Consider the following 22966-nt stretch of genomic DNA (forward strand, 5'->3'; position numbering starts at 1 on the left):
AGGGAGGGGGCAAAAGCTCGCGAACGCAGATGCTCAGTGCCGGAAGTGGCGCATCCCCGTCAGCACCATCGCCAGCCCCTTCTCATCGGCGGCGGCGATGACGTCGTTGTCGCGGATCGAGCCGCCGGGCTGGATCACCGCCGTCACGCCGGCTTCCGCCGCGGCCAGCAGGCCGTCCGCGAAGGGGAAGAAGGCGTCCGAGGCGACCACCGACCCCTTGGTCAGCGGCTCCGACAGGCCGGCGGCCTTGGCGGCCTCCGCCGACTTGATGGCGGCAATGCGCGCCGAGTCGACACGGCTCATCTGGCCGGCGCCGACGCCCACCGTGGCGCCGTTCTTGGCGTAGACGATGGCGTTCGACTTCACATGCTTGGCGACGCGGAAGGCGAAGAGCAGGTCGGCCAGTTCCTGCTCCGTCGGGGCGCGCTTGGTCACCACCTTCAGGTCGTCCAGCGTGATGCGGCCGTTGTCGCGGTTCTGCAGCAGGAAGCCGCCGGACAACTGCTTCACCATCATCCCCGGCTCGGCCGGGTTCGGCACGTCCTTGGTCAGCAGGACGCGCAGGTTCTTCTTGGTGGCGAGCAGGGCGCGGGCCGCGTCATCGGCGTCCGGGGCGATCACCACCTCGGCGAACAGCTTGGAAATCTCCTCCGCCGTGGCGGCGTCCAGCGGGCGGTTGACGGCGATGATGCCGCCAAAGGCACTGACCGGATCGCACAGCAGGGCCTGCTTGTAGGCGTCCAGCAGGTTCGCCCCCTCGGCCACGCCGCAGGGGTTGGCGTGCTTGATGATGGCGACGGCCGGGCGCTCGAACTCGGCAACCAGCTCGAAGGCGGCGTCGGTGTCGTTCAGGTTGTTGTAGGACAGCTCCTTGCCCTGGAGCTGGATGGCCGTCGCCACACCCGGACGCTGCTCGCCGGTGACGTAGAAGGCCGCCTGCTGGTGCGGGTTCTCGCCGTAGCGCAGGGTCTGGCTGAGCTTGCCCGACAGGGTGGTGCGCGGCGGGAAGGTCTCTCCGAGCTGGCCGGCCAGCCAGGAGGAGATGGCCGCGTCGTAGGACGCCGTGCGGGCGTAGGCGCGCTGGGCCAGCGTGCGGCGGAGCGTCAGCGTGACGGCGCCGTCATGGGTCGCCAGCTCGTCCAGAACCGCCTCGTAATCCTCGGGGTCGGTGACGACGGTGACGAAGTCGTGGTTCTTGGCCGCGGCGCGGATCATCGCCGGGCCGCCGATGTCGATGTTCTCCACGCAGTTGGCGTAATCGGCCCCCTTCGACACCGTCGCCTCGAACGGGTAGAGGTTCACCACCACGAGGTCGATCGGCGGAATGTCGTGGGTGGTCATCGCCTCGGCGTGGATGTCGCGGCGGGCCAGGATGCCGCCGTGAACGCGCGGGTGCAGCGTCTTGACGCGCCCGTCCATGATCTCCGGGAAGCCGGTGTGGTCGGAGACCTCCTTCACCGGAATGCCGGCCTCGGCCAGCCGCTGGGCGGAGCCGCCGGTGGACAGGATTTCCACGCCCTTGGCCGCCAGCGCCTGACCGAGCGCGACGAGGCCCGTCTTGTCGGACACGGAGATCAGCGCGCGCGTGATGCGGACGAGATCGGGGGCGGGCGAGTGGGCGACGTTCGGCGGGCTCATCGGGGCATCCTGGCTGTCATGGAACCGGCTGCGGCGAACCGGGCATGGGAAGACGGGGCCTGAGAAGACGGGACCCGGAAAGACGGAAAAGCGAAACACCCCGCTTCGTCACCCCCGCCCGGGCGGGGATCACGGTCGCAGGGCGAACACTCCACAGACTCTCGAAACAGGCACCGATCCGTATTCCCACGGCCTGTCCGCCGCGGATGCGCGCGGTTTACCCCCCCTTGCGCTCGCGGCGCAAGGCCCATTTCACCGTCTTGATGGCGGGGCCGGTATGTCCGGAGACGGCGATCTGGGTGGTCCGCCGCGGCTCGTCGCCGCTGCCCAGATAAATGCTCTCCTCCAGTTCCAGCGTGGCGCCCGACGCGCGAAGCCGCCAAGCGGCCCCGCTCGGCAGTTTCAGCTGGACCTGCCCGCCCTGGACAAGGCTCGCCTGGACCGCGGGGTGCAGGTGGAAGCGGATGGTGAAGGGCCGCGGCTCCGGCGTGGCGCCGATCACCGGCTCCAGCATGTCCTCGCCACGCAGGTCCTCGCCGTTCTCCGCCAGATAGACGCGGCGGCGATGCAGGTAACCGAAGTTGCGGCTGTAGCCGTTGTGGGTGGCGACGACCAGCACCGCCCCGTCGTTCTCCTGCCGCTCGCAGCCGACATGGGAGGGGCGGCGGCCCAGCCCGCCCGCCTCGATCACCTCCGACGAGTTGGTCTCGGCCAGCACGACGGTGGAATGGGCGGCGGTGCCGGCCAGCGCGGCGCGCCAGGGGCCGGTCTTCACCGGATGGGCGCCGCAATTGACGATCAGCCGTTCCTTGCCGACGGACATCTCCAGCGACAGCGTGCCGGCGTGGGCGGTGGCGTCCAGCCCGGTGACCGGCGGCACGCCGGTGTCCATCAGCACCATGGTCCGCCCGGCGATCAGCCGTTCGAAGCCGGTGTGCGGCGCGCTCTTCAGCGGGCGCCCGCGAGCGTCGGCCTGGGCCAGCACCGTGTCGACCAGCGCCGCATCCTCCTCCCGCCCGCCGTTGAACAGGGCGAGGCCACCGTCGCCATGGCGGAAGAAGCGCAAGGCCGGGGTCATGCGGTCGATGGCGTGTTGCAGCGCCTCCGGCACGTCGGCGCGGGCGGTGCGCAGGACCGACCGCATGTCGATCAGGTCGCGCAGGATGCGCAGCTGCACCGAGGGGCAGCGCTCGATATGGCCGCCGTCCGGCAGGATCTGGCGCGGCAATTCCCGCTCCAGCAGCTTCAGCGCGTCCTGGCCGATCCGCTCATGCTCCGGCAGGCAGAAGCCGCCATAGACGAGGCCCTTGGCCGCGGTGACCAGCGCCTTGCCGTCCAGCGCGCCGGGCACCACGCGGGTCAGATGCTTGACCTGCCGGGCGAGGCTGTCGAAGACCGCGGCGCGGAACTCGTCGTCGGCGGAGGCGCAGTAGAAGTCGTGCAGGCCGATCCAGGCGGCGATGCGGGCGCCCAGCACCTCCGGCGCCCAGGTCTGGGCGTTCCAGCTTCCGTTGTTGTCCAGCCAGGACAGCACCAGCGCGCGGGCGCGCCGCCGCGCCGTGTCGCCGCCGACCGCGCGCAGGTCCCGCAGCCATTCGAAGCCGTGCAGGGCGTCCTGCCAGACGGCGCTGCCGGCCCGCCAGTTCGGCGCGCCGTGGGCGTCGGCCGCCGCGGCCTGCCCGCCGAAGCGGAAGACGCCGGCCAGGATCGCCGAGCCGTCCCCGGCGTCGCCCGGCCAGGGGTCCGGCGGCACGGCGGACAGGGCGGTCGGCGCGCGGCCGCCCAAGGTCAGCTTGTAGATCGGGTTGCCGAAGGCGATCTGCGCGACGCCGTCCCGCAAGCGGCCCATTTTCCCACGCCCGGCGCTCATCGGCTCACCCCGTCACACGGCAGGGGGAGGCGATGGCCGGCGCTTCGCTGAAGGCATTCGGGCGATCGGGGGGATGCATCCTGTTGTCGTATCAAATTCGCCTCGACCCCCGCAAGCCGGTGGTGCCCTAATCGTGCAACCGTCGCAGCCGTGCCACGAAGAACCCGTCGATGCCGCCGAGGTCCCCGAGCATGCCCGGCAGGGATCGTACCTCACCACGCTCGTTGATCAACTCGGCCAAATTGCCATCCCCCGCATGGCCGCCACCCAGATCAACCGGTGTGATGGGCAGGCGCTCGACCCGCTTGTCGCGGGCCAGGATGCGGTCGATCTGCGCCTCGCCCTCCTCCGGCTGGATGGAGCAGGTGCAGTAGACCAGCGTGCCGCCCGGCTTCACCAAATCGACGGCGTGGGCCAGCAGGCGGCTCTGCGCCTTGGCCAGCTTGCCGATGTCCTCCGGCGTCTTGACGCGCAGGATGTCGGGATGGCGGCGGATCGCCCCAGTCGCCGAGCAGGGGGCGTCGAGCAGCACCGCGTCGGCCGGCTGGTCGGGGGTCCAGGTGGCGGCGTCGGTCGCCAGCACCTCCGCCGACAGGTTGAGGCGGGCCAGATTCTCCCGCACCCGCTCCAGCCGCTTGGCGGAGCGGTCGACCGCCGTCACCAGCGCGCCCTGCGCGACGAGCTGCGCGGTCTTGCCGCCGGGCGCCGCGCACAGGTCGTAGACGCGCTTGCCCGCCAGATCGCCGAACAGCTTGGCCGGCAGCGAGGCGGCGAGGTCCTGCACCCACCAGGCGCCCTCGGCGAAGCCCGGCAGCTCCGTCAGGTTGCCGCCGGCGGCGCGGCGCAGCGTGCCGGTGGGCAGCAGCCTGGCCTCCAGCCGATCCGCCCAGGCCGCGGGGTCGGCCTTGACGGTGATGTCCAGCGGCGCCTCGTGCAGGTGCGCCTCGACGATGCCGCGGGTGCGGCCGATGCCGTAGGCCTGCCGCCAGGCCAGCCACAGCCAGTCCGGCGTGTTCAGGCGCCCGGCGTCCTGCTGGGCGGCCAGTTCCGCCCCCTCGCGGCCGATGCGGCGCAGGACGGCGTTGATCAGGCCCTTGTAGGGTTCGGCCCCCTTGGCCGCGGCCAGCTCCACCGCCGTGTCGACGGCGGCGTGGGCGGGCGTGCCGAGGAAGACGAGCTGGGCCGCGCCCAGCCGCAGGATGTCGTGCACGGTGGCCTTGGGCAGGCCCGGCTTGGCGAGGCTGCCCTGGATCAGCGCGTCGATCTGGCCGAGCCGGCGCAGCACGGTGGCGGTCAGCAGCCGCACGAAGCCGCGGTCGCGCGGGTCGAGCCCGCGCAACTCCGGATGCGCGTCGAACGCATCGTCGAAGGGGATGGACTTGCGCAGCACATCGCGCAGAAGGTCGAGCGCGGCGGAGCGCGCGGCAAGGGAGGCGTCGGACATGCCGCTGGATGTAGCGCGCCGGACGGCGGGTGTCGAGTAGCCGCAGCGCGGGGCCGAACGGATTCGGACTCTTCTCGGCAGGGGCCTCAGCGGGCGAGCGCGCCCCGCCGTCCGCCTTCGTAGTCGGGATAGGGGCCGACGTCCTCGACGAAGAAGCAGGCGACGCCCCGCAGCTCGCCCCGACGCAGGATGAAGCGGTTGCCGTTGCCGGCCTTCATCCCCCACAGCGCCGTCCTCTCCAGCCCTGCCCCCTCAAGCGGGCTCAGCTCCAGCTCCGGCGGCACCGGGTCCTCGCCCAGCCGCTTGAGGAAGCGGTCGGCGCGGACGCGGTCGTCCGGCGGCAGGCTGCGCGCGGCGCGGGCGTCGTAGCGGTCGCTCTTGACGTAGCAGGTCCCCGTGCCCTGGATGGGGCTGGACGGCCCCCCGGGGTCGGTGGTGGCGCGCTCCAGCATCAGCGCCCAGCGGGCGTCCCGCGCAACGGCCAGCGCGCGGCGGTGGATGGCGCGGCAATGCTCGGCCAGCTCGTGGAAGCGGGGCATCAGGTCGCGCTTGCGGAAGCCGACCTCCATCATGACTCGCTCCACCGCCCCGTCCGCCGCGGTGCCGGACGCCGGGATGCCGCGCGTCTCCAGCGCCAGCAGGGCGTCGATGCGCCGGTCGCGGTCCACCGCACCGGATGCCGGAATTCCGCCCTGGGTCAGCGTCCGTCCGAGTTGCTCCAGCGCCGCCTCGGCACGGCGTTCGGCCTCGGCGATGCGCAGGAGCACGTCATCCCGGCTGGTGGCGGTGGAAACGCTCAGCCACCGCGCCTCGAACAGCGGGGTCTTGTCGAGAAACAGGTCCGGCACGATTCCCGTCAGCCGTCGGCGCGCATGCGCCCGACGATCTCCTCCAGCACCGCTTCGGCCTTGTCGTTGTCCACCTGGCAGGTGCCCGCCGCCTCGTGCCCGCCACCGCCGTATTCCAGCATCAGCGGGCCGATGTTGGTCTTGGAGCTGCGGTTGATGATCGACTTGCCGCAGGCCAGCACCGTGTTCTGCTGCTTCAGACCCCACAGGACGTGGATCGACACGTTCGCTTCCGGATACATCGCGTAGATCATGAAGCGGTTGCCGGCGTAGATGGTTTCCTCCCGCCGCAGGTCGATGACCACGACGTTGCCGCGGATCGTGCTGCAGCGGGCGAGCTGGTTGGAGAACTTCGCCTCATGCTCGGTGTAGAGGTCCACCCGCTCCTTCACGTCGGGCAGGGCGAGGATCTCGTCGATGCCGTGGCTGCGGCAATAGTCGATCAGCTCCATCATCAGCTGATAGTTGGAGATGCGGAAATCGCGGAAGCGGCCGAGGCCGGTCCGCGCGTCCATGATGAAGTTCAGCAGCGCCCAACCCTGCGGCTTCAGGATGTCCTCAATGCCGTACTGGGCGGAGTCGGCCTGATCGACCGCGGCCATCATCGCGTCGGAGATGGTCGGGAAGCGCTCCTTGCCGCCGTAGTAATTGTAGACGACGCGGGCGGCGGAGGGGGCGTCGGCCTCGATGATGTGGTTGTCGCGCTTGCCGACGCGGATCGTCTCCGACAGATGGTGGTCGAAGGCGAGATGGACGCCAGGCACATAGGGCAGATTGGTGGTGATGTCGCGGTCGGAAATCTCGACCTTGCCGTCCTGCATGTCCTTGGGATGCACGAACTTGATCTCGTCGAGGATGCCCAGCTCCTTCAGGAGCACGGCGCAGACCAGCCCGTCGAAATCGGACCGGGTGACGAGGCGGTATTTCGTGACGTCGGACATGCGGTTTTCCCCCTGAGCGCTCCACAATCGGCAAGCGGAGGGAAGGTAGACGTACGTCTTTCGGCGTGCAACCGCGAACCGAGCCGTCTCCGCTCACCCCCAGGGGCTGCGCGGCATGAAGGAGGGGCCGGCCATGCCGCGCAGGCGGCGGACCCGTTCCTCCATGTTCGGATGGGTGGAGAACAGGCTGTCGAGGCTGCGCCCGTGCAGCGGGTTGGCGATGAACAGATGCGCCGTGGCCGGGTTGGATTCCGCCGCGTAATTGGGGATCTGGTGGGCGTAGTTGTGGATGCGGGTCAGCGCGTCGGCCAGCCACAGCGGGCGCCCGCAGATCTCCGCGCCGATGCGGTCGGCCTCGTACTCGCGGGTGCGGCTGATCGCCATCTGGACGATCATCGCGGCGAAGGGGGCCAGGACGGCAACCAGGATGCCGCCGATCAGCCCCAGAGGGTTGCCGCCCTGCCCGTTCTGGCTGTTGCCCTGCGACGCGCCGAAGAACATGCCGAAGTTGGCGAGCATGGAAATGGCGCCCGCGATGGTCGCGGTGATCGTCATGATCAGCGTGTCGCGGTTCTTCACATGGGCCAGTTCATGGGCCATGACGCCGGCGATCTCCTCCGGGCTCAGCAGGCGCAGCAGGCCGGTGGTGGCGGCGACCGCGGCGTTCTCCGGGTTGCGCCCGGTGGCGAAGGCGTTGGGCTGGTCGTTCTCCATGATGTAGACGCGCGGCATCGGCAGGCCGGCGCGCTCGGCCAGCTGCTGGACGATGCCGTAATACTCGGGGGCGGTGTAGGCGTCGACCTCCCGCGCGCCGTACATGGACAGCACCATGTCGCCGGAGTTCCAGTAGCTGAACAGGTTCATGCCCAGCGCCATGAAGAAGGCGATCATCATGCCGCCCTTGCCGCCGATCAGATAGCCGATGCCCATGAACAGGGCGGTCAGGCCGGCGAGGAGGATGGTGGTCTTCACATAGCTGGTCATGGCGGTGTTTCCGGGCAATCTTCTGGACGGTTTCACTGTTGGTTGGACGAGACGGCCCCGGCGGGGCTTTCCGCCGGGCCTGTCTGGTGATATGGGCTTGGCGGAAGGCATCGTTCAAGATGGCCAAGCACCGCACCCGATCCCAGAGGACGGCCATGACCGAGACGAAGACCACCGGCCCGGCACCGGAAGACGTTGCGAACCCCGCCTCCCCGGCGACGAAAGCGGACGAGGCCCGAATCCCGGACGCCAAGGCCGGAGAGGGGGCGAAGGGACCCGAGCAGATGCCCGGCGAGATCGGTGGTCCGCAAGGACCGGAGCCGACCCGCTTCGGCGATTGGGAGTTCAAGGGCCGCTGCTCGGACTTCTAAGCCGATGCCTCTAGGACCGATTGCCTGAACACCCCTGCGTTGAAATTGAATACATAAGCAACCAGGATAGAATACCTAGGTTGTGCTTGATGCGCTCCTGTTCGCGCGTTACTCTGTGACCGGTTCGCCCTTTCGCGAACCGGTGCCCGGAGAGGCCGCGCCATGGGTTCGCCCAAGTCCATCACCCCATGCCCGCCGCGCTCCGGGATATGGCTGGCGTTTCTCTCTGCACTGCTGGCCGGCACCGTCCAAGCCGCTCCGCCCGCCCTGCCCGGCCCGATCCCGGCGGAGGTTCTGGAGGTTCTGGACGGCGACACGCTGCTGGTGCGCGCCACCATCTGGCTGGGGCAGGTGGTCGAAACCCATGTCCGGGTGGACGGGCTGGACGCGCCGGAGATGCGCGCCCGCTGCCCCCATGAGCGGGAGTTGGCGGAGACCGCCCGCGACCACGCGCGCCGTCTGATCGGGGCCGCCCCGGTGCGGCTGCTCGACGTCCAGCCCGACAAGTACGGCGGGCGGGTGCGCGCCCGCGTGCTGACCGGCGGAGGCACCGACCTGTCGGCCGCGCTGATCGAGGCGGGGCTCGCCCGCCCCTATCACGGCGAACGGCGCCAGCCCTGGTGCGACGGGACGGGCATGGGCTAACCCGTTCTACCAAAGGACGAATCGGGAACCCGCCGTCTCGCTCCGCTGTTGCCCCTCCCACCAAGGAGGAGAGCGAACCATGACGACCCAGGCCTCGTCTTACGTCCCCGGCGCCATCGCCTTGCTGGCCGCCAGCCTCGCCCTGACCGGTGCCGCCGTGGCGCAGGACGCCAAGACGATGGAGGGCGGACTCGGCGCCGCCCCGCCGTCCCAGGGCGAAGCCTGGATGGAATCGACCGGCGCCCAGGACCCGACTCTGGGCGAGCGCCGCACCGAGAAGCAGAAGAACGCGGCGGAGACCCGCGCGCAGGGCCGCATCGGCTCCGTCCCCGACGCGGCGAGCGGCGAGTCCGGCCTGAAGCCCGGCACCGCCGAAGCCGTGAAGACCCAATCCGGCAGCGGCGCCTCTGGCGGAGCGGACACCGTTCCCAAATAACGGCCCCAAAACGAAACCGGGGGCCACGAAGGCCCCCGGTCCGCAGACAGACTCCGATGAACGCCGCGGTCAGGCGTTGTTCATGCGGTTCTCGATCAGGTCGGTCACGACGGTCGGATCCGCCAGCGTCGAGGTGTCGCCCAGGCTGTCGTGCTCGTTCGCGGCGATCTTGCGCAGGATGCGACGCATGATCTTGCCCGAACGGGTCTTCGGCAGGCCCGGCGACCACTGGATCAGGTCCGGCGAGGCGATCGGGCCGATCTCCTTGCGCACCCAGGCCACCAGCTCCTTGCGCAGCTCCTCGGTCGGGCTTTCCCCGGCGTTGAGCGTGACGTAGGCGTAGATGCCCTGGCCCTTGAGGTCGTGCGGGTAGCCGACGACGGCGGCCTCGGCCACCTTCGGGTGGGCGACCAGCGCGCTTTCCACTTCCGCCGTGCCCATGCGGTGGCCCGACACGTTGATCACGTCGTCCACGCGGCCGGTGATCCAGTAATAGCCGTCCGCGTCGCGGCGGCAGCCGTCACCGGTGAAATAGTAGCCCGCGAAGGTCGAGAAGTAGGTCTGGACGAAGCGCTCGTGGTCGCCGAACACCGTGCGCATCTGGCCCGGCCAGCTGTCGGCGATGCACAGGTTGCCTTCCGTCTCGCCCTCCAGCTCCTTGCCGTCGTTGTCCACGACGACCGGCTTGACGCCGAAGAAGGGCTTGGTCGCCGAACCCGGCTTCTGGCCGATGGCGCCCGGCAGCGGGGTGATCAGAATGCCGCCGGTCTCGGTCTGCCACCAAGTGTCGACGATCGGGCAACGGCCATCGCCGACCACGTTGTAGTACCACAGCCAGGCTTCCGGGTTGATCGGCTCGCCCACCGAACCCAGGATGCGCAGCGAGGAGCGGGAGGTCTTCTTCACCGGACCCTCACCCTCGCGCATCAGCGAGCGGATGGCGGTCGGGGCGGTGTAGAAGATGTTGACCTTGTGCTTGTCCACCACCTGCCAGAAGCGGGAGATGTCCGGATAGGTCGGCACGCCTTCGAACATCAGCGTGGTCGCGCCGTTGGCCAGCGGGCCGTAGACGATGTAGCTGTGGCCGGTGACCCAGCCCACGTCCGCCGTGCACCAATAGACCTCGCCGTCCTTGTAGTCGAAGACGTACTGGTGGGTCATCGACGCGTAGACGAGATAGCCGCCGGTGGTGTGCAGCACGCCCTTCGGCTTGCCGGTCGAACCCGAGGTGTAGAGGATGAACAGCGGGTCCTCCGCGCTCATCTCCTCCGGCGGGCAGTCGGCGGAGACCGACGCGATCTCCTCGTGGTACCAGAGGTCGCGGCCCTCGGTCCAGGCGACGTTGCCGCCGGTGTGCTTGACGACCAGCACGTGCTTGACGCCCGGCGCCGCGGCGACGGCCTTGTCGGCGTTCGCCTTCAGCGGAACCTTGCGGCCGCCGCGCAGACCCTCGTCGGAGGTGATGACGAAGTGGCTGTCGCAGTCGACGATGCGGTCCTTCAGGCTGTCCGGCGAGAAGCCGCCGAACACGATGGAGTGGATGGCGCCGACGCGCGCGCAGGCCAGCATGGCGTAGGCGGCCTCGGGGATCATCGGCAGGTAGATGGTGACGCGGTCGCCCTTCTTGACGCCGTTCTTCTTCAGAACGTTGGCGAGGCGGCAGACCTGCTCGTGCAGTTCCTTGTAGGTGATGTGCTTGGAAACGCCCGGATCGTCGCCTTCGAAGATGATGGCGGTCTGGTCGCCGCGCGTCGCGAGGTGGCGGTCGACGCAGTTGGCGGACACGTTCAGCGTGCCGTCGTAGAACCACTTGATGTGGACGTCGCCGGTGTAGCTGACGTCCTTCACCTTGCTGTAGGGCTTGATCCAGTCGATGCGCTTGCCCTGCTCGCCCCAGAAGGCTTCCGGATCGTTGATCGATTGCTCGTACAGGCGGGCGTAGGCGGCTTCGTCCACGTAAGCGGTCTTGGCGATTTCCTGCTTAACAGGAAAAAACGAATTGTCGGACATTGGCTCGCGATTCCCCCGTAGTGCTTCTGGTTACGCCCTGAAGGGCTGTTGGGGAGCGGTTTCCGGCCGCTCCTGTTGCGGGACATTATCCACACAAGTTCCCGTCACCACAAGCAGAACGGCTGATTGTCCGTCCTCTCCATCGGGGCTTTCGACTCCACTTTGTTGCAGCGCACCGCCCATTCTTTTGAATTCACCGGCATCCGCGACGACACGACAGCGCGACTATTTGTCGCGCATAATACGAAAGCATGATGACGGCCTGCGGGCGGCCGCTTAACCCGGTCTTAACCGTCGCATCGTTAGCGTGCATGGTGTTCACCCAACAGCAGGGCACCGGCATGGCCAGCACGACCAGCGCGGACGGCACCACAGGGAACGGCACGACTGGCGGCGGAACCGGACAGGGCATGGAGCTGGCCGGGCGCCTGTCGGAGATGGGCAGCCGCACCAGCCTGATGGTGATCGACGCCGCCCTGCGCACGGCGTCTCTGGCCGAACTGGATGCGTCCGGCTCCGCCGCCCTGGCGCCGTTCGGGGAAGACGCGGGCTTCGCCGGAGCTGCGGCGGAGATGCAGGCGCTGGCCCGCCGGATGCTTCAGGCCACGCAGGATTTCCAGGCGGCCATCTGCGAACCGGCGGACTGATCCGCCACCGCAGACGGCCGCGCTCTCAACACGTCCGAAGCACCGTCACGCCTCGATCCCGGCCAGCGCGCAGACATGCGCCCATTCGGCGTCCGACACCGGGCAGACCGACAGGCGCGACTGCTTGACCAGGGCCATGCCCTGAAGCAGCGGGTCGGCCTTCATCGTCTTCAGCGTGACCGGCGTCTTTACGGGCAGCAACGCCCGCACGTCGACCATGCCGAAGCGGCCCGCCTCGTCGCTCGGGTCCGGGTAGTATTCCCGCGCGATCTCGACGACGCCGACCACCTCCAGCCCCTCGTTCGAGTGATAGAAGAAGGCCCGGTCGCCGACCTTCATGGCCTTCAGGTTGTTCGAGGCCTGATGGTTGCGCACGCCGTCCCAATGGGTGGTGCCGTCGGCGACCATGCGCTCCCACGAATATTTGAAGGGCTCCGACTTCAGAAGCCAGCGGGCCATCGCCGTCCGCCCCCGCTCAGGACTTCGGGTAGACCCGGCGCCACGCCCGGATCTCCACGCTCTCGAACAGCCCGGCCTGGGCGTAGGGGTCGTTGGCGGCGAAGTCCTTCGCGGCGGCCTCGTCGGCGCACTCCACGATCAGCAGGCTGCCGGCCATGCCCTGGCCGTCGTCGGACAGCAGCGGACCGGCGGCGAACAGACGGTCGGCGTGCGCTTCCAGATAGGCCAGATGGGCCGGGCGGTTGTCGGCCCGCACCTGGGCGGCGCCGGCCTTGTCGGTGCAATGGAACATGTACAGCATGGGGAACCCCTTCCGTTCGGTCGGGCGGGAGCCTAGCGCAGCCGCGACCGCCGCGGAAGGTGCCGCGACGCGCGGCCTTCCGCGGACGGGGAGGAGTCAGCGGTGCAGCCAAAGAAAGGGCGCGCGCAGCGGCGGCGGGCGCCCGGGACGCGCAGGGCCGGTGTTGCGGCGGTTTCGCTCAGGCGCCGCGCTGTTTTCGCCCGTCCCCGCTCCGTCGGGCGGCGATCATCCGCCCGGCATCCAGCAATGCGGCGGCGCGAAGCGCCAGCAGGGCGAACGGGTGCGGCGGGGCAAACATGGGAACGGACTCCGAATGTGAAGGCGCGAAGCCTCGCACAACCCATCCGACCTTGCAACCATTCCCAATGCGGCCAAACCCCCGGTCCCTCAGCGCCCCTCTTCGCGGAACGGCCGTGACAGCAACCCGTCGATCGTCGCGTCCAGCCCGGCGCCGCGGTTCAGGATGGCATCCACGGCCGCGCACAGCGGCATGTCCACGCCCTTCTTCCCGGCCAGCCCGACCACCGCGGCGGCGGTGTAGACGCCCTCGGCGACGGAGCGGCGCTCCGCCAACACCTCGGCCAGCGTCCGGCCGGCACCCAGGGCGGCGCCCAGCGACATGTTGCGCGATTGCAGGCTGGAACAGGTCAGCGTCAGGTCGCCCAGCCCGGACAGCCCCATCAGCGTCTCCGGCCGTCCGCCGAGCGCCAGGGCCAGCCGGGTGATCTCCGCCAGACCGCGGGTGATCAGCGCCGCCCGCGCGTTGTCGCCCAGCTTGCGGCCCTCCACCACGCCGCAGGCGATGGCCAGCACGTTCTTCACCGCCCCGCCGATCTGCGAGCCGACCACATCGTCGGACAGGTAGGGGCGGAAGGTGCGGCTGCCCAGCGCCTCGACCAGCCGGGCGCCCAGCGCGGCGTCGGCGCAGGCCAGCGTCACCGCGGTCGGCAGGCCACGCGCCACCTCCGCCGCGAAAGTCGGGCCGGACAGCACGGCCAGCGGGGTCCCCACCGGCAGCGCCGCCGCGGCGGCCTCGCTCATCAGGGCGTGGCTGTCCAGCTCGATCCCCTTGGCGCAGACGACCAGCGGGGTGCCCGTCCGCAGATGGGCGGCGAGGCCGGCGCAGGCGCTGCGCAGATGCTGGGCCGGGGTGACGAGCAGGATGGCGTCGCAGGCGGCAACCTCGGCCAGATCGCCGGTCGCGCGCAACGCGGCGGGCAGGGTCACGCCCGGCAGGAAGTCGCGGTTCTCGCGCGCGGCGTTGACCGACTCGACCACCGCCGGCTCGCGCGCCCACAGCAGGGCCTCCCGCCCGGCGCGCAGGGCGGCCAGAGCCAGCGCCGTGCCCCAGGCCCCGCCGCCGATCACGCCGATGCGCCGGAAGTCCGTTGCCGCCATGGATGCCCCCTGTTTTTAAAATTTGGCCTGAAGGATTGGCCGACTGTTTAGGCGGAGCGTCCCCGGTCCGCAACCCGGACGGTCAAGCCTCCGGTGTCAGCATGAGCTTCATCCCGACATGGCTCGCCCGGAAGCCCAGCCGCTCGTAGAAGCGGTGGGCGTCGGTGCGCCGGGTCTGGCTGGTCAGCTGCACCATCACGCAGCCCTCGGCGCGGGCCAGCGCGATGGCGTGCCGCATCATGGCGCTGCCGATCCCCTGGCCGCGCAGCGCGCTGTCCACCTTCACCGCCTCCACCGTCGCCCGCGCCGCACCCCGGCGGGCCAGCCCGTGGGTGACGGTGAACTGGAAGCAGCCGACGATCCGTCCGTCCCGCTCCGCCAGCACGATGGAATTGCCCGGCTGGGCCCCCATGCGGTCGAAGGCGTCCCAATAGAGCGGGTCCAGCGGCTCGGCGTAGACGTCGCCGGCCGTCGACAGGGCGTCGTCGGCGGTCAGCCGGACGATCGCCGGCACGTCGTCGCGCCCGGCGGTGCGGAAGGTCAAAGCCATGCCGGACTCACCCTCACGCCTTCACGCCGGAGCCGACCCCGGCCTTGCCGATGGCCGGCTTCGCGCTGGGGTCGAGCGGCCAGCGCGGGCGCGGGGCGAAGTCCAGCGGGTCGGTCTGGCCCAGCCGCAAGCGCTCGATCCCCGCCCAGGCGATCATTGCCGCGTTGTCGGTGCACAGCCGCAGCGGCGGCGCCACGAAGGGCATGCCCTCGCGGTCGGCCAGCTTTTGCAGGCGGGCGCGCAGCGTCTTGTTGGCCGCCACGCCGCCGGCCACCACCAGGGCGCCGCCCTGCGGGTGCATCTCCTTGAACTGGCGCATGGCGCGGGCGCAGCGGTCGGCCATCACCTCGGCGACCGTGGTCTGGAAGGCGGCGGCGAGGTCGGCCTGATCCTCCGCCGAGAGGGGAGTCCCCAGCTCCTCGACATGGCGCCGCACCGCGGTCTTCAGGCCGGAGAAGGAGAAATCGCAGCCGGGGCGCCCGACCATCGGGCGCGGCAGGTCGAAGCGGCCCGGATTCGTCGCCAGCGCCGCCGCCTTCTCCAGCAGCGGCCCGCCGGGATAGCCGAGGCCGAGCAGCTTGGCCGTCTTGTCGAACGCCTCCCCCACCGCGTCGTCGATGGTGGTGCCGAGCCGCCGGTATTGGCCCACCCCCTCGACCACCAGAAGCTGGCAATGCCCGCCGGACACCAGCAGCAGCAGGTAGGGGAAGGGCACATCGTCGGTCAGCCGGGCGGTCAGCGCGTGGCCTTCCAGATGGTTCACCGCGACGAAGGGCAGCCCGCGCGCCGCGGCGATGGCCTTGGCGGTCATCACGCCGACGATCACCCCGCCGATCAGCCCCGGCCCACCGGTCGCCGCCACGGCGTCGATGTCGGCGAAGCCCAGCCCGGATTCCGCCATGGCGCGGCGGATCAGCCCGTCCAGATGCTCCAGATGGGCGCGCGCGGCGATTTCCGGCACCACCCCGCCATAGGGCGTGTGGTCGTCCAGCTGCGAGAGCACCACGTCGGCGCGGATCTCCCGCGCGTCGGTCACGATGGCCGCCGCCGTCTCGTCGCAGCTCGTTTCGATTCCAAGAACGATCATGATGGCCGTCAAACTAGCCGTCTCCACCGCTCTGGTATAGGGTCTTGACCCGGATTCTTCAGGACTTTCCCTTTCCATGAACAAGGACGTCCCCGACCACGACGCCAGCATCGTCTATTACGACGGCGATTACCCGTCGCTGGAGATCGGCGAGGCGCGGGCGGAAAACGCCGCGACGCTCGCCCGGCTCGGCATGCTGGGCGACGTGCCCTTCTATACGGAGCGCGCGGCGGAGACCGGCGGCCCGATCCTGGAGATCGGCTGCGGCACCGGACGCCTGACCATCCCGCTGGCCCGCGCCGGGCACGCGGTGTGGGCGGTGGACGTCTCCGACGCCATGCTCGACCAGCTTCGCGCCAAGCTGGCGCGCGAGGCGCCGGAGGTGCAGGCCCGCGTCCATCCGGTGCGGCAGGACGCCGCGGCGCTGGACCTGCCGGTGCGGGACTTCCGGCTGGCCATCATCCCCTTCAACGTGCTGATGCTGATCCCCGACCTGCCGGGGGAGCGCCGCGCGCTGGCCGCCGCCGCCGCCCATCTGGCGGCGGGCGGCGTGTTGGCGCTGGACGTGATGAACCCGCTGACCCTGCCGATGGACGCCGAGACCAAGCCCAGCCCGTCGGAGCCGCGGCGCAACCCGCACAGCGGCAACCGCTACATCCGCAACAGTCTGGCCACCCGCCTGGACGAGGGGCAATGCCAGCGCATTTACGGCTGGTACGACGAGCTGTTGCCGGACGGCAAGATCGCGGTGACCGAGTACGGCTTCACCTGGCGGATGATCTTCCGCTACGAGCTGGAGCTGATGCTGGAGAGCGCCGGATTCACCATCGAACGGCTGGCCGGCGATTTCGAGGACACCCCCTGGACGGTGGACAGCCGCCGCATGGTGGTCACGGCGCGGCGCGCCTCCCCTTTCACCAAAGAGTAGCGCGCGCGTCACCAAGGCTTGCAAACCGCGGTGGATCGCCTAGAACACTGGCCTCATGACCCAACCGCTCCGCATCGGCACGCGCGGCAGCCCGCTGGCGCTGGCGCAGGCCCACGAGACCCGCGACCGGCTGATCGCGGCGCACCCGCATCTGGCCGCCCCCGGCGCCATCGAGATCGTCGTCTTCAAGACGACCGGCGACCGCATCCTGGACCGCACGCTGGCCGAGGCCGGCGGCAAGGGCCTGTTCACCAAGGAACTGGAGGACGCGCTGCTCGACGGCCGCGCCGACCTCGCCGTCCATTCGATGAAGGACGTGCCGACCTGGATGCCGGACGGGCTGGAGATTTCCACGCTCCTGCCGCGCGAGGACACGCGCGACGCCTTCTTCTCGCGCGGCGGTCACACGGTGGACACGCTGCCCGCCGGCTCCGTCGTCGGCACCGCCGGCCTGCGCCGTCAGGCCCAGATCCTTGAGCGGCGGCCCGACCTGACGGTCGTGCCCTTCCGCGGCAACGTGCAGAGCCGCCTCGCCAAGCTGGAGGCCGGGGAGGTCGACGCCACCCTGCTGGCGCTCGCCGGGCTGCGCCGTCTCGGCCTGACCGACCGCATCACCGCCGTGCTGGAGCATGAGGAAATGCTTCCCGCCGTCGCCCAGGGCGCCATCGGCATCGAGATCCGCAGCGCCGACGAGGCCACCCGCGCCCTGCTGGCCCCGCTGAACTGCGCCGCCACCACGGCCCGCGTGACGGCGGAGCGCGCGCTGCTCGCCATGCTCGACGGCTCCTGCCGCACCCCCATCGCCGGGCTGGCCACGCTGGACGGCGACCGCCTGCATTTGAAGGCCAAGGTGCTGTCCAACGACGGGCGGCAGGTCTTCCGGGCGGAGCGCAACGGCAGCGCCGCCGACGCCGCGGCGATCGGCGCCGACGCCGGGGCGGAGATCAAGGCGGTCCTGCCGCCCGACTTCTTCAAGAGCTGACGGCGGCCGGCGATGGCGGCCCCTCACATCCTGGTCACCCGTCCAGCGGAGGATTCCGAGCCTCTGGCGGCCCGTCTGCGCGCGCTGGGCTTCATCGTGTCGGCGGAGCCGATGCTGGAGATCCGCTGGCTGGACGGGCCGGAGCCGGACATCGGGAACGTACAGGCCCTCCTCTTCACCAGCGCAAACGGCGTACGGGGCTACACCAGACGTACGAGCCGGCTTGACCGTCCGGTCTATGCGGTCGGCGACGCCACCGCGACCGCCGCCCGCGCGGCCGGTTTCACGCGGGTGGAAAGCGCGTCCGGCGACGTGTACGCGCTGGCCGATCTGGTGCGCCGACGCTGCACCGCAGCGGCGGGTCCGCTACTTCATGTCGCAGGAACCAAGCTCGCCGGCGACCTGTCGGCCATGCTGGGCGAGTCCGGATTTTCCATCCTGCGGGAAACGCTGTACGACGCCGTTCCGAGCGCACGGCTGTCGGATGGCACGGCGGCGCTGTTGCGTACGGGAACACTGGACGCCGTGTTGTTTTTCTCTCCCCGTACCGCCCGTTCGTTTGTTAGGCTTGTCGCCGAGGCCGGGCTCATCGACCGCTGTCGTACAGTGGACGCGCTCTGCCTCAGCCCCGCGGTCGCGGAGGCTGCCCGCGCGTACGGTGAGCTGGGAGTGACACCGTGGCAGAACGTACGGGTGGCGCCACGGCCGGAGCAGGACTCTCTGCTCGGCCTGCTGCCGGAACCGTCCGGCGGCACGGGCCGGGCTTGAGCGCATCCGCTTGGGGGTTTGTGTGGCGTTCGTTGAGAACAACTGCGACCAGAAGGCACCCAATGACCTCTCGCCCAGGCTCCGAACACGAGGCTGACCCGAACGGCCACACGCCGTCCGACCAGAACCAGACGCCCCAGAACCAGATGGCCGACCAGAACCAAGTGTCCGGCGGCCCCGCCGTCGAACGCATCATCGAACGCTTCGGCGGCATCCGCCCCATGGCCCACAAGCTGGACATCCCGGTCACCACGGTGCAGGGCTGGAAGAAGCGCGGCGCCATTCCGCTGGCCCGCCACGCCGACCTCCGCGCCTCCGCCGCCAAGCATCGGATCAAGCTGAGCGAAGCCGACCTGGAAGCCGCCACGCCGAGCGAGGACCGCAGCGCTCCCGACGCCGCCGGGTCGGTGATCCCGCTGCCGCCGGACGCCCCTGTCATCGCGTCGACCGCTCCCCTCTCCGAAAGTGCCGAGCCCGTCAAGGCCGAGGACACCCTGCCGGGCGCCGACACGCTGCCGGGCGGTGGCCCGGTGCCGGCCACGGACCTGCCGCCTTCCACCCTGCCGCCCGCCGCGGACACTCTGCCGCCCTCCACTTTGCCGGGCGCCGACACGCTGCCCGGCGACGGCGTGAAGGCCGAGACGATCAAGGGCGAGGAGATCCGCTCCGAAGAGATCAAGGTCGAGGAGACCCGGATCGAAGAGGCCAAGGCCGACCCCTTCAAGACCGATACGATCAAGAGCGAGACGCCGCCGCCGGTGGAGCCCCCCGCCCCCGCCTACACCACCTCCTCCTACGAGCCGCCGCGTTACGAGGCGCCGCGCGAGGAGCGCAAGTCCGGCGCCGGCTTCGCCACCGCCGTCTCGCTGATCGCCCTGCTGGTCGGCGCCGCCGCCCTGTCGCAGCCCTGGTGGGGCCCGCGCGTTCCCGGCTGGCCCAACGCCGGCGGCCCCGCTGCCCCGTCCGCCGCGGCCCCGGCGCCGCAGCCCGACCCGGCCCTGCGCAACCAGATCCAGCAGCTGTCCGAGCGTCTCGCCAAGCTGGAGCAGCGCCCCGCCGCCGCCCCGACCGAAGGCAACGCCGCCGCTTCCGGCATCGACCAGCAGACGCTGGACAACGCCGTCGGCCAGCTCACCGCCCGCATCCAGCAGCTTGAGGAGCGTCCGCAGGCCGCTGCCCCCGCCGCCCCGGCCGAGCCCGACCCGCGCGTCGCCCAGCTGACCGAGCAGCTCGGCCAAGTCCAGCAGCGCGTCGAGGCCGTGGGCAACGAGGCCCAGGCCGCCGGGCAGATCCGCCAGGAGGTTGACGCGCTGAAGCAGGAGCTGGCCGCCGTCAACCAAGTGGTGGAGACCCGCCGCGACGCCGCCACCGCCGCCCAGACGCTGGTGCTCGCCGCCGGGCAGCTCCGCTCCGCCCTGGCCGCCGGGCAGCCGTTCCAGCAGGAACTCCAGGCCGTCCGCGCCGTGGCGTCGGGCGACGCCCAGGTGACGCAGCCGCTGGAGGCCGTGGCCGGCTACGCCGCCAAGGGCGTGCCGACGCAGCCGCAGCTCACCGACCGCTTCTCCGCCATGGCGTCCGACATCGTGCGCGCCGACAACCAGGGCGAGGGCAACGACTGGGTGGAGCAGGTCACCGGCAAGATCGCCACGCTGGTCACCGTCCGCCGCTCGGGCGGCGACGCGGTCGGCGACGGCGCCTCGGCGGTGGTCGCCCGCGCCGAAGCCGCGCTTCAGGCCGGCAATCTCGGCGGCGCGGTCAACGAGCTGGCGGCCCTGAAGGGCCCGGCGGCGCAGGTCGCCGCCCCGTGGATCGCCGACGCCAAGGCCCGTCTGGCCGCCAACGAGGCCGGCCAGCAGCTCACCAACCGCGCCATCGGCCTGCTGTCGCAGTCCGCCGGTGTCAAGGGAGCGGCCCAATGACACGCGCCATCTGGTTCATCATCAAGGTCGCCATCGTCGTCGCGATCGCGGTCTGGCTGGCCAACCACCCCGGAACCCTCGCCATCAACTGGCAGGGCTACGTCGTCGAGACCGGCATCGGCATCGCCATCCTGATCGGCGTGGCGGCTCTGGCGGCGGGCATCGTCCTGTACCGGCTGGCCCGCGCCATCCTCGGCGCGCCGCGCAACTACGGCCGCTACCGCCGGTCGCGCCGGCGCGAGCGCGGCTATCAGGCGCTGACCCGCGGCATGGTCGCCGTCGCCGCCGGCGACGCCACGACCGCCCGCAAGATGGCGCGCAAGGCCGACGGGCTGCTCAACGAGCCGCCGCTGACCATGCTGCTGTCGGCCCAGGCCGCCCAGCTCCAGGGCGACGACCGCGCGGCGAAGGAATACTTCACCGCCATGCTCGACCGGCCGGAGACCGCCTTCCTCGGCCTGCGCGGCCTGCTGACGCAGTCGCTGAAGGCCGGCGACCGGGTGGAGGCGCTGCAGCTCGCCCGCCGCGCCCAGTCGCTTCAGCCCAACACGCCCTGGCTGCTCGGCACGCTGTACGACCTGGAAGCCCGTTCGGGCGAATGGGCGGCGGCGGAAGGCACGCTGCAGCAGGCCGTGCAGGCCGGCGCCATCAACCCCGACGACGGCCGCCGCCACCGCGCCACCCTGCTTCTGGAGCGCAGCTTCGAGGCGGAGCGCCGCGGCCGGTCCGATTCGGCCCTGTCGCACGCCCAGGCGGCGCACGACCTGCTGTCCGGCTTCGTCCCGGCGGCGGCCCGCGCGGCCCGGCTGCAGATGGCCATCGGCAAGCACAAAAACGCCGCCAAGACCATCGAGCGCTGCTGGCGCGTCAACCCGCACCCGGACCTGACCTCGGCATACCGCGAGGTGGTGTCGAGCTACGACCCGATGACCCGCGTCAAGCTGTTCGAGAAGCTGCGCAACCACGCGCCCAACGACGTCGAGTCGCTGCTCGCCGTGGCCCGCGCCGCCCTCGACGCCCAGCTCTGGGGCGAGGCCCGCGCCCATCTGACCAAGGCCCTGGAGATGCGGCCCTCCCGCCGCGTCTTCCAACTCCTGGCCGAGCTGGAGCGGGCGGAGCGGCAGGACGAGGAGGCGGCGCGCGCCTGGCTGGCCCAGGCGGCCAACGCCCCGGCGGACGCGGCCTGGACCTGCAGCGCCTGCAACGCGGTCAGCCCGAGCTGGGGCGGCCTGTGCGGCCATTGCGGCGCCTTCGACAGCCTGGAATGGAAGACTCCGACCGTCAGCATGTCGCTGATGAGCCCGGAGTCGGCGCCGGCGGCCATCACCCATCAGGTGACGGAGCCGGTCACCGGCCAGCCGGGCGTCGCACCGGGAGGCCAGATCGCTCCTCAGGGAGCGACCTAGCCGCGCGTCGGTCGCAGCAAGAAAAAAGCCCCTTCCCGGTCCGCCGGGGAGGGGCTTTTTCTTTGCGGTGAATCGGCCCTGAACCCTTACGCGCTGCCCAGCCGGGCGCCGTCCAGGATGGCCTCGTCGAAGATCGCGCCGCTGCGGTCGCAGCCGGTCAGGTCGGCCAGCGTCAGGTCGCAACCCTTCATGTTCGTGGCGCTGAGCGAGGCGCCGGCCATGCGGGCGCGCACCAGCGAGGCGCGCATCACCTTCGCCCCGGCGCTGATCAGCAGCATCCCCAGATTGGCCCCGTCCAGGCAGCCGTCGATCAGGATCGCGCGGTCCAGCTTCGCGCCGCGCAGGTCGGCGCCGCGCAGGTCGGCGGAGCGCAGATCGGCGCCGTCGAACTGGGCCGCCTGGAGCTGCGCGCCGTTCAGCCGGGCGTGGCGCAGCCGCACGCCGGAGCCCTTGGCGAGCGTCAGCACCTTGCCCGACAGGTCCGCTCCGTCGAGGTTGAGGCCGGTCAGGTCGAGCTGGCGCCCCTTCTGGCCGCTGGTGCCGAGCCACAGCAGGTGCTGGTGCAGCAGAACCTCGATGTCCGCCGCCGCGATCGCCGGGCGGGCGGGCTCCGCCGCCGGGTCCTCGTCCGGCTCCAGAAGCGGTTGCGGCGCCTGGGCGGCGGCCACGGCCTCCTCGTCGGTGCGGATGGAGGTGACGAGGTCCAGCTCCGACACCTTGGCGCCGTCCAGGATGGCGCCGCGCAGGTCGGCGCCGTTCAGGTCGGCCCCCTGGAGGTCGGCTCCGGAGAAGTTGCAGTCGCGCAGATCGGTGCGCTGGAGCCGCGCCCCCGACAGGCGGGAGTTGGTGAAGTCGGCCGCCCGCGCGAAGCTGCCCGACAGCTTGGCCCGCGCCATGTCGGCGTTGGTCAGCTTGGCCGAGGCCATATCCGCCGGTCCCGGCTCGAACCCGACCACCTTCAGCTCGCCGGACGCGCTGCGGTTGGCGACGCTGCCGTCGCGCAGGTCGACCTCCACCATCACCGCGCCGTCCAGGATGGCGCCGCGCACGTTGGCGCCGCGCATGTCGGTGCGGTAGAGCCGGGCTTCCGACAGGTCGGCGCCGCGCAGGTCCGCGCCGTAGAGGTCGGCGTGGTCCAGGATGGTTCCCTGCATCCGGGCGTCGCGCAGGATGGCGCCGGACAGATGCGCGCCGGTCAGGTTGCGGCCCGACAGGTCGAGCCCGGTCAGGTCGAAGAAGGGAAGGTTGGCGCGGGCGCCGTTGGGCCGCCCCTCGGTGAAGCGGACATGGCGCTCGCACACCCGGTCCAGCTGCTCCTGGCTCAAGCGTATCCG

At 70.8% G+C, this 22966-nt stretch carries 22 protein-coding genes; 9 read left to right on the plus strand and 13 right to left on the minus strand.

All coding sequences use genetic code 11. The features are described 5' to 3' along the window. Window positions 1-33: 33 nt before the first annotated feature. The 6 genes from purH to htpX all read right to left on the minus strand — a co-directional run bounded on the left by purH (window position 34) and on the right by htpX (window position 7725). Window positions 34-1638 (minus strand): bifunctional phosphoribosylaminoimidazolecarboxamide formyltransferase/IMP cyclohydrolase, encoded by a 1605-nt coding sequence (purH, locus tag ABAZ39_RS12495; protein WP_038529789.1) that lies wholly within the window; start codon window positions 1636-1638, stop codon window positions 34-36. A gap of 217 nt (window positions 1639-1855) precedes the next feature. Continuing rightward, window positions 1856-3487, minus strand: a complete 1632-nt coding sequence (locus ABAZ39_RS12500; RefSeq protein ID WP_103040417.1) for a heparinase II/III family protein — start codon at window positions 3485-3487, stop codon at window positions 1856-1858. Between the two features lie 148 nt (window positions 3488-3635). Continuing rightward, entirely contained in the window at window positions 3636-4952 is a 1317-nt protein-coding gene (locus ABAZ39_RS12505) for an RsmB/NOP family class I SAM-dependent RNA methyltransferase (RefSeq protein WP_038529794.1), read from the minus strand. An 86-nt stretch (window positions 4953-5038) separates the two neighbouring features. Continuing rightward, window positions 5039-5800 (minus strand): hypothetical protein, encoded by a 762-nt coding sequence (locus ABAZ39_RS12510; protein WP_051657990.1) that lies wholly within the window; start codon window positions 5798-5800, stop codon window positions 5039-5041. An 8-nt stretch (window positions 5801-5808) separates the two neighbouring features. Next, the gene (locus tag ABAZ39_RS12515; RefSeq protein WP_038529796.1) at window positions 5809-6741 is read right to left on the minus strand and encodes an exopolyphosphatase; all 933 of its coding nucleotides are present in this window, start codon (window positions 6739-6741) and stop codon (window positions 5809-5811) included. Between the two features lie 93 nt (window positions 6742-6834). Then, entirely contained in the window at window positions 6835-7725 is an 891-nt protein-coding gene (gene htpX / locus ABAZ39_RS12520; protein WP_038529798.1) for a zinc metalloprotease HtpX, read from the minus strand. A gap of 155 nt (window positions 7726-7880) precedes the next feature. Here htpX and ABAZ39_RS12525 point away from each other — a divergent pair, with 155 nt between their 5' ends. The 3 genes from ABAZ39_RS12525 to ABAZ39_RS12535 all read left to right on the plus strand — a co-directional run bounded on the left by ABAZ39_RS12525 (window position 7881) and on the right by ABAZ39_RS12535 (window position 9177). Then, window positions 7881-8096, plus strand: coding sequence for a succinate dehydrogenase assembly factor 4 (locus tag ABAZ39_RS12525; RefSeq protein ID WP_038531434.1), 216 nt, complete (start codon window positions 7881-7883; stop codon window positions 8094-8096). A 162-nt stretch (window positions 8097-8258) separates the two neighbouring features. Next, complete coding sequence (locus ABAZ39_RS12530) at window positions 8259-8741, plus strand: thermonuclease family protein (protein ID WP_051657991.1); 483 nt, start codon at window positions 8259-8261, stop codon at window positions 8739-8741. A 79-nt stretch (window positions 8742-8820) separates the two neighbouring features. Continuing rightward, complete coding sequence (locus ABAZ39_RS12535; protein ID WP_038529800.1) at window positions 8821-9177, plus strand: hypothetical protein; 357 nt, start codon at window positions 8821-8823, stop codon at window positions 9175-9177. 69 nt (window positions 9178-9246) lie between these two features. On the opposite strand, the gene acs is transcribed toward ABAZ39_RS12535, so the two are convergent. Next, window positions 9247-11187, minus strand: a complete 1941-nt coding sequence (gene acs, locus ABAZ39_RS12540; RefSeq protein ID WP_014238596.1) for an acetate--CoA ligase — start codon at window positions 11185-11187, stop codon at window positions 9247-9249. Window positions 11188-11498: 311 nt separating this feature from the next. On the opposite strand from acs, the gene ABAZ39_RS12545 reads away from it, so the two are divergent. Beyond that, a complete protein-coding gene (locus ABAZ39_RS12545) occupies window positions 11499-11834 on the plus strand; it encodes a hypothetical protein (protein WP_038529803.1) in 336 nt (111 codons plus the stop codon). A gap of 45 nt (window positions 11835-11879) precedes the next feature. Here the strand turns inward: ABAZ39_RS12545 and ABAZ39_RS12550 are convergent, their stop codons facing one another. From ABAZ39_RS12550 to tsaD, 5 genes are all read right to left on the minus strand, one after another. Continuing rightward, window positions 11880-12293: an EVE domain-containing protein gene (locus ABAZ39_RS12550; protein WP_035669391.1), complete on the minus strand. Its 414-nt coding sequence runs from the start codon at window positions 12291-12293 to the stop codon at window positions 11880-11882. Window positions 12294-12309: 16 nt separating this feature from the next. Next, on the minus strand, window positions 12310-12594 hold the full coding sequence (locus tag ABAZ39_RS12555; protein ID WP_035669394.1) for a YciI family protein: 285 nt from the start codon (window positions 12592-12594) through the stop codon (window positions 12310-12312). A gap of 387 nt (window positions 12595-12981) precedes the next feature. Continuing rightward, window positions 12982-13992 (minus strand): NAD(P)H-dependent glycerol-3-phosphate dehydrogenase, encoded by a 1011-nt coding sequence (locus ABAZ39_RS12560; RefSeq protein ID WP_038529806.1) that lies wholly within the window; start codon window positions 13990-13992, stop codon window positions 12982-12984. Window positions 13993-14074: 82 nt separating this feature from the next. Next, window positions 14075-14542, minus strand: a complete 468-nt coding sequence (locus tag ABAZ39_RS12565) for a GNAT family N-acetyltransferase (protein ID WP_038529808.1) — start codon at window positions 14540-14542, stop codon at window positions 14075-14077. A 13-nt stretch (window positions 14543-14555) separates the two neighbouring features. Next, entirely contained in the window at window positions 14556-15629 is a 1074-nt protein-coding gene (gene tsaD / locus ABAZ39_RS12570) for a tRNA (adenosine(37)-N6)-threonylcarbamoyltransferase complex transferase subunit TsaD (protein ID WP_038531439.1), read from the minus strand. Between the two features lie 76 nt (window positions 15630-15705). Between tsaD and ABAZ39_RS12575 the strand changes: the two genes are divergently transcribed. The 5 genes from ABAZ39_RS12575 to ABAZ39_RS12595 all read left to right on the plus strand — a co-directional run bounded on the left by ABAZ39_RS12575 (window position 15706) and on the right by ABAZ39_RS12595 (window position 21632). Further along, window positions 15706-16557 (plus strand): class I SAM-dependent methyltransferase, encoded by an 852-nt coding sequence (locus tag ABAZ39_RS12575; RefSeq protein WP_038529810.1) that lies wholly within the window; start codon window positions 15706-15708, stop codon window positions 16555-16557. A 55-nt stretch (window positions 16558-16612) separates the two neighbouring features. Next, window positions 16613-17539: a hydroxymethylbilane synthase gene (gene hemC, locus ABAZ39_RS12580; RefSeq protein WP_038529812.1), complete on the plus strand. Its 927-nt coding sequence runs from the start codon at window positions 16613-16615 to the stop codon at window positions 17537-17539. Window positions 17540-17551: 12 nt separating this feature from the next. After that, a complete protein-coding gene (locus ABAZ39_RS12585; RefSeq protein WP_038529815.1) occupies window positions 17552-18307 on the plus strand; it encodes a uroporphyrinogen-III synthase in 756 nt (251 codons plus the stop codon). Between the two features lie 62 nt (window positions 18308-18369). Beyond that, a complete protein-coding gene (locus ABAZ39_RS12590) occupies window positions 18370-20226 on the plus strand; it encodes a carph-isopro domain-containing protein (RefSeq protein WP_038529817.1) in 1857 nt (618 codons plus the stop codon). After that, window positions 20223-21632 carry a heme biosynthesis protein HemY gene (locus ABAZ39_RS12595; protein WP_038529821.1) on the plus strand — a complete coding sequence of 470 codons (1410 nt, stop codon included), beginning with the start codon at window positions 20223-20225 and terminating at the stop codon, window positions 21630-21632. Before ABAZ39_RS12590 ends, ABAZ39_RS12595 begins: the two co-directional genes overlap by 4 nt. An 86-nt stretch (window positions 21633-21718) precedes the next feature. On the opposite strand, the gene ABAZ39_RS12600 is transcribed toward ABAZ39_RS12595, so the two are convergent. Further along, the gene (locus ABAZ39_RS12600) at window positions 21719-22957 is read right to left on the minus strand and encodes a pentapeptide repeat-containing protein (protein WP_247875065.1); all 1239 of its coding nucleotides are present in this window, start codon (window positions 22955-22957) and stop codon (window positions 21719-21721) included. Between the last annotated feature and the right edge of the window lie 9 nt (window positions 22958-22966).

This window comes from Azospirillum argentinense, assembly GCF_000632475.1.
Classification (GTDB): domain Bacteria; phylum Pseudomonadota; class Alphaproteobacteria; order Azospirillales; family Azospirillaceae; genus Azospirillum; species Azospirillum baldaniorum.

What these genes read in the sequence shown, in the direction of transcription:
- purH (WP_038529789.1), bottom strand. Translation starts at nt 1,638, where the DNA reads ATGAGCCCGCCGAACGTCGCCCACTCGCCCGCCCCCGATCTCGTCCGC.
- ABAZ39_RS12500 (WP_103040417.1), bottom strand. Translation starts at nt 3,487, where the DNA reads ATGGGCCGCTTGCGGGACGGCGTCGCGCAGATCGCCTTCGGCAACCCG.
- ABAZ39_RS12505 (WP_038529794.1), bottom strand. Translation starts at nt 4,952, where the DNA reads ATGTCCGACGCCTCCCTTGCCGCGCGCTCCGCCGCGCTCGACCTTCTG.
- ABAZ39_RS12515 (WP_038529796.1), bottom strand. Translation starts at nt 6,741, where the DNA reads ATGTCCGACGTCACGAAATACCGCCTCGTCACCCGGTCCGATTTCGAC.
- htpX (WP_038529798.1), bottom strand. Translation starts at nt 7,725, where the DNA reads ATGACCAGCTATGTGAAGACCACCATCCTCCTCGCCGGCCTGACCGCC.
- ABAZ39_RS12525 (WP_038531434.1), top strand. Translation starts at nt 7,881, where the DNA reads ATGACCGAGACGAAGACCACCGGCCCGGCACCGGAAGACGTTGCGAAC.
- ABAZ39_RS12530 (WP_051657991.1), top strand. Translation starts at nt 8,259, where the DNA reads ATGGGTTCGCCCAAGTCCATCACCCCATGCCCGCCGCGCTCCGGGATA.
- ABAZ39_RS12535 (WP_038529800.1), top strand. Translation starts at nt 8,821, where the DNA reads ATGACGACCCAGGCCTCGTCTTACGTCCCCGGCGCCATCGCCTTGCTG.
- acs (WP_014238596.1), bottom strand. Translation starts at nt 11,187, where the DNA reads ATGTCCGACAATTCGTTTTTTCCTGTTAAGCAGGAAATCGCCAAGACC.
- ABAZ39_RS12545 (WP_038529803.1), top strand. Translation starts at nt 11,499, where the DNA reads ATGGTGTTCACCCAACAGCAGGGCACCGGCATGGCCAGCACGACCAGC.
- ABAZ39_RS12550 (WP_035669391.1), bottom strand. Translation starts at nt 12,293, where the DNA reads ATGGCCCGCTGGCTTCTGAAGTCGGAGCCCTTCAAATATTCGTGGGAG.
- ABAZ39_RS12555 (WP_035669394.1), bottom strand. Translation starts at nt 12,594, where the DNA reads ATGCTGTACATGTTCCATTGCACCGACAAGGCCGGCGCCGCCCAGGTG.
- ABAZ39_RS12560 (WP_038529806.1), bottom strand. Translation starts at nt 13,992, where the DNA reads ATGGCGGCAACGGACTTCCGGCGCATCGGCGTGATCGGCGGCGGGGCC.
- ABAZ39_RS12565 (WP_038529808.1), bottom strand. Translation starts at nt 14,542, where the DNA reads ATGGCTTTGACCTTCCGCACCGCCGGGCGCGACGACGTGCCGGCGATC.
- tsaD (WP_038531439.1), bottom strand. Translation starts at nt 15,629, where the DNA reads ATGATCGTTCTTGGAATCGAAACGAGCTGCGACGAGACGGCGGCGGCC.
- ABAZ39_RS12575 (WP_038529810.1), top strand. Translation starts at nt 15,706, where the DNA reads ATGAACAAGGACGTCCCCGACCACGACGCCAGCATCGTCTATTACGAC.
- hemC (WP_038529812.1), top strand. Translation starts at nt 16,613, where the DNA reads ATGACCCAACCGCTCCGCATCGGCACGCGCGGCAGCCCGCTGGCGCTG.
- ABAZ39_RS12585 (WP_038529815.1), top strand. Translation starts at nt 17,552, where the DNA reads ATGGCGGCCCCTCACATCCTGGTCACCCGTCCAGCGGAGGATTCCGAG.
- ABAZ39_RS12590 (WP_038529817.1), top strand. Translation starts at nt 18,370, where the DNA reads ATGACCTCTCGCCCAGGCTCCGAACACGAGGCTGACCCGAACGGCCAC.
- ABAZ39_RS12595 (WP_038529821.1), top strand. Translation starts at nt 20,223, where the DNA reads ATGACACGCGCCATCTGGTTCATCATCAAGGTCGCCATCGTCGTCGCG.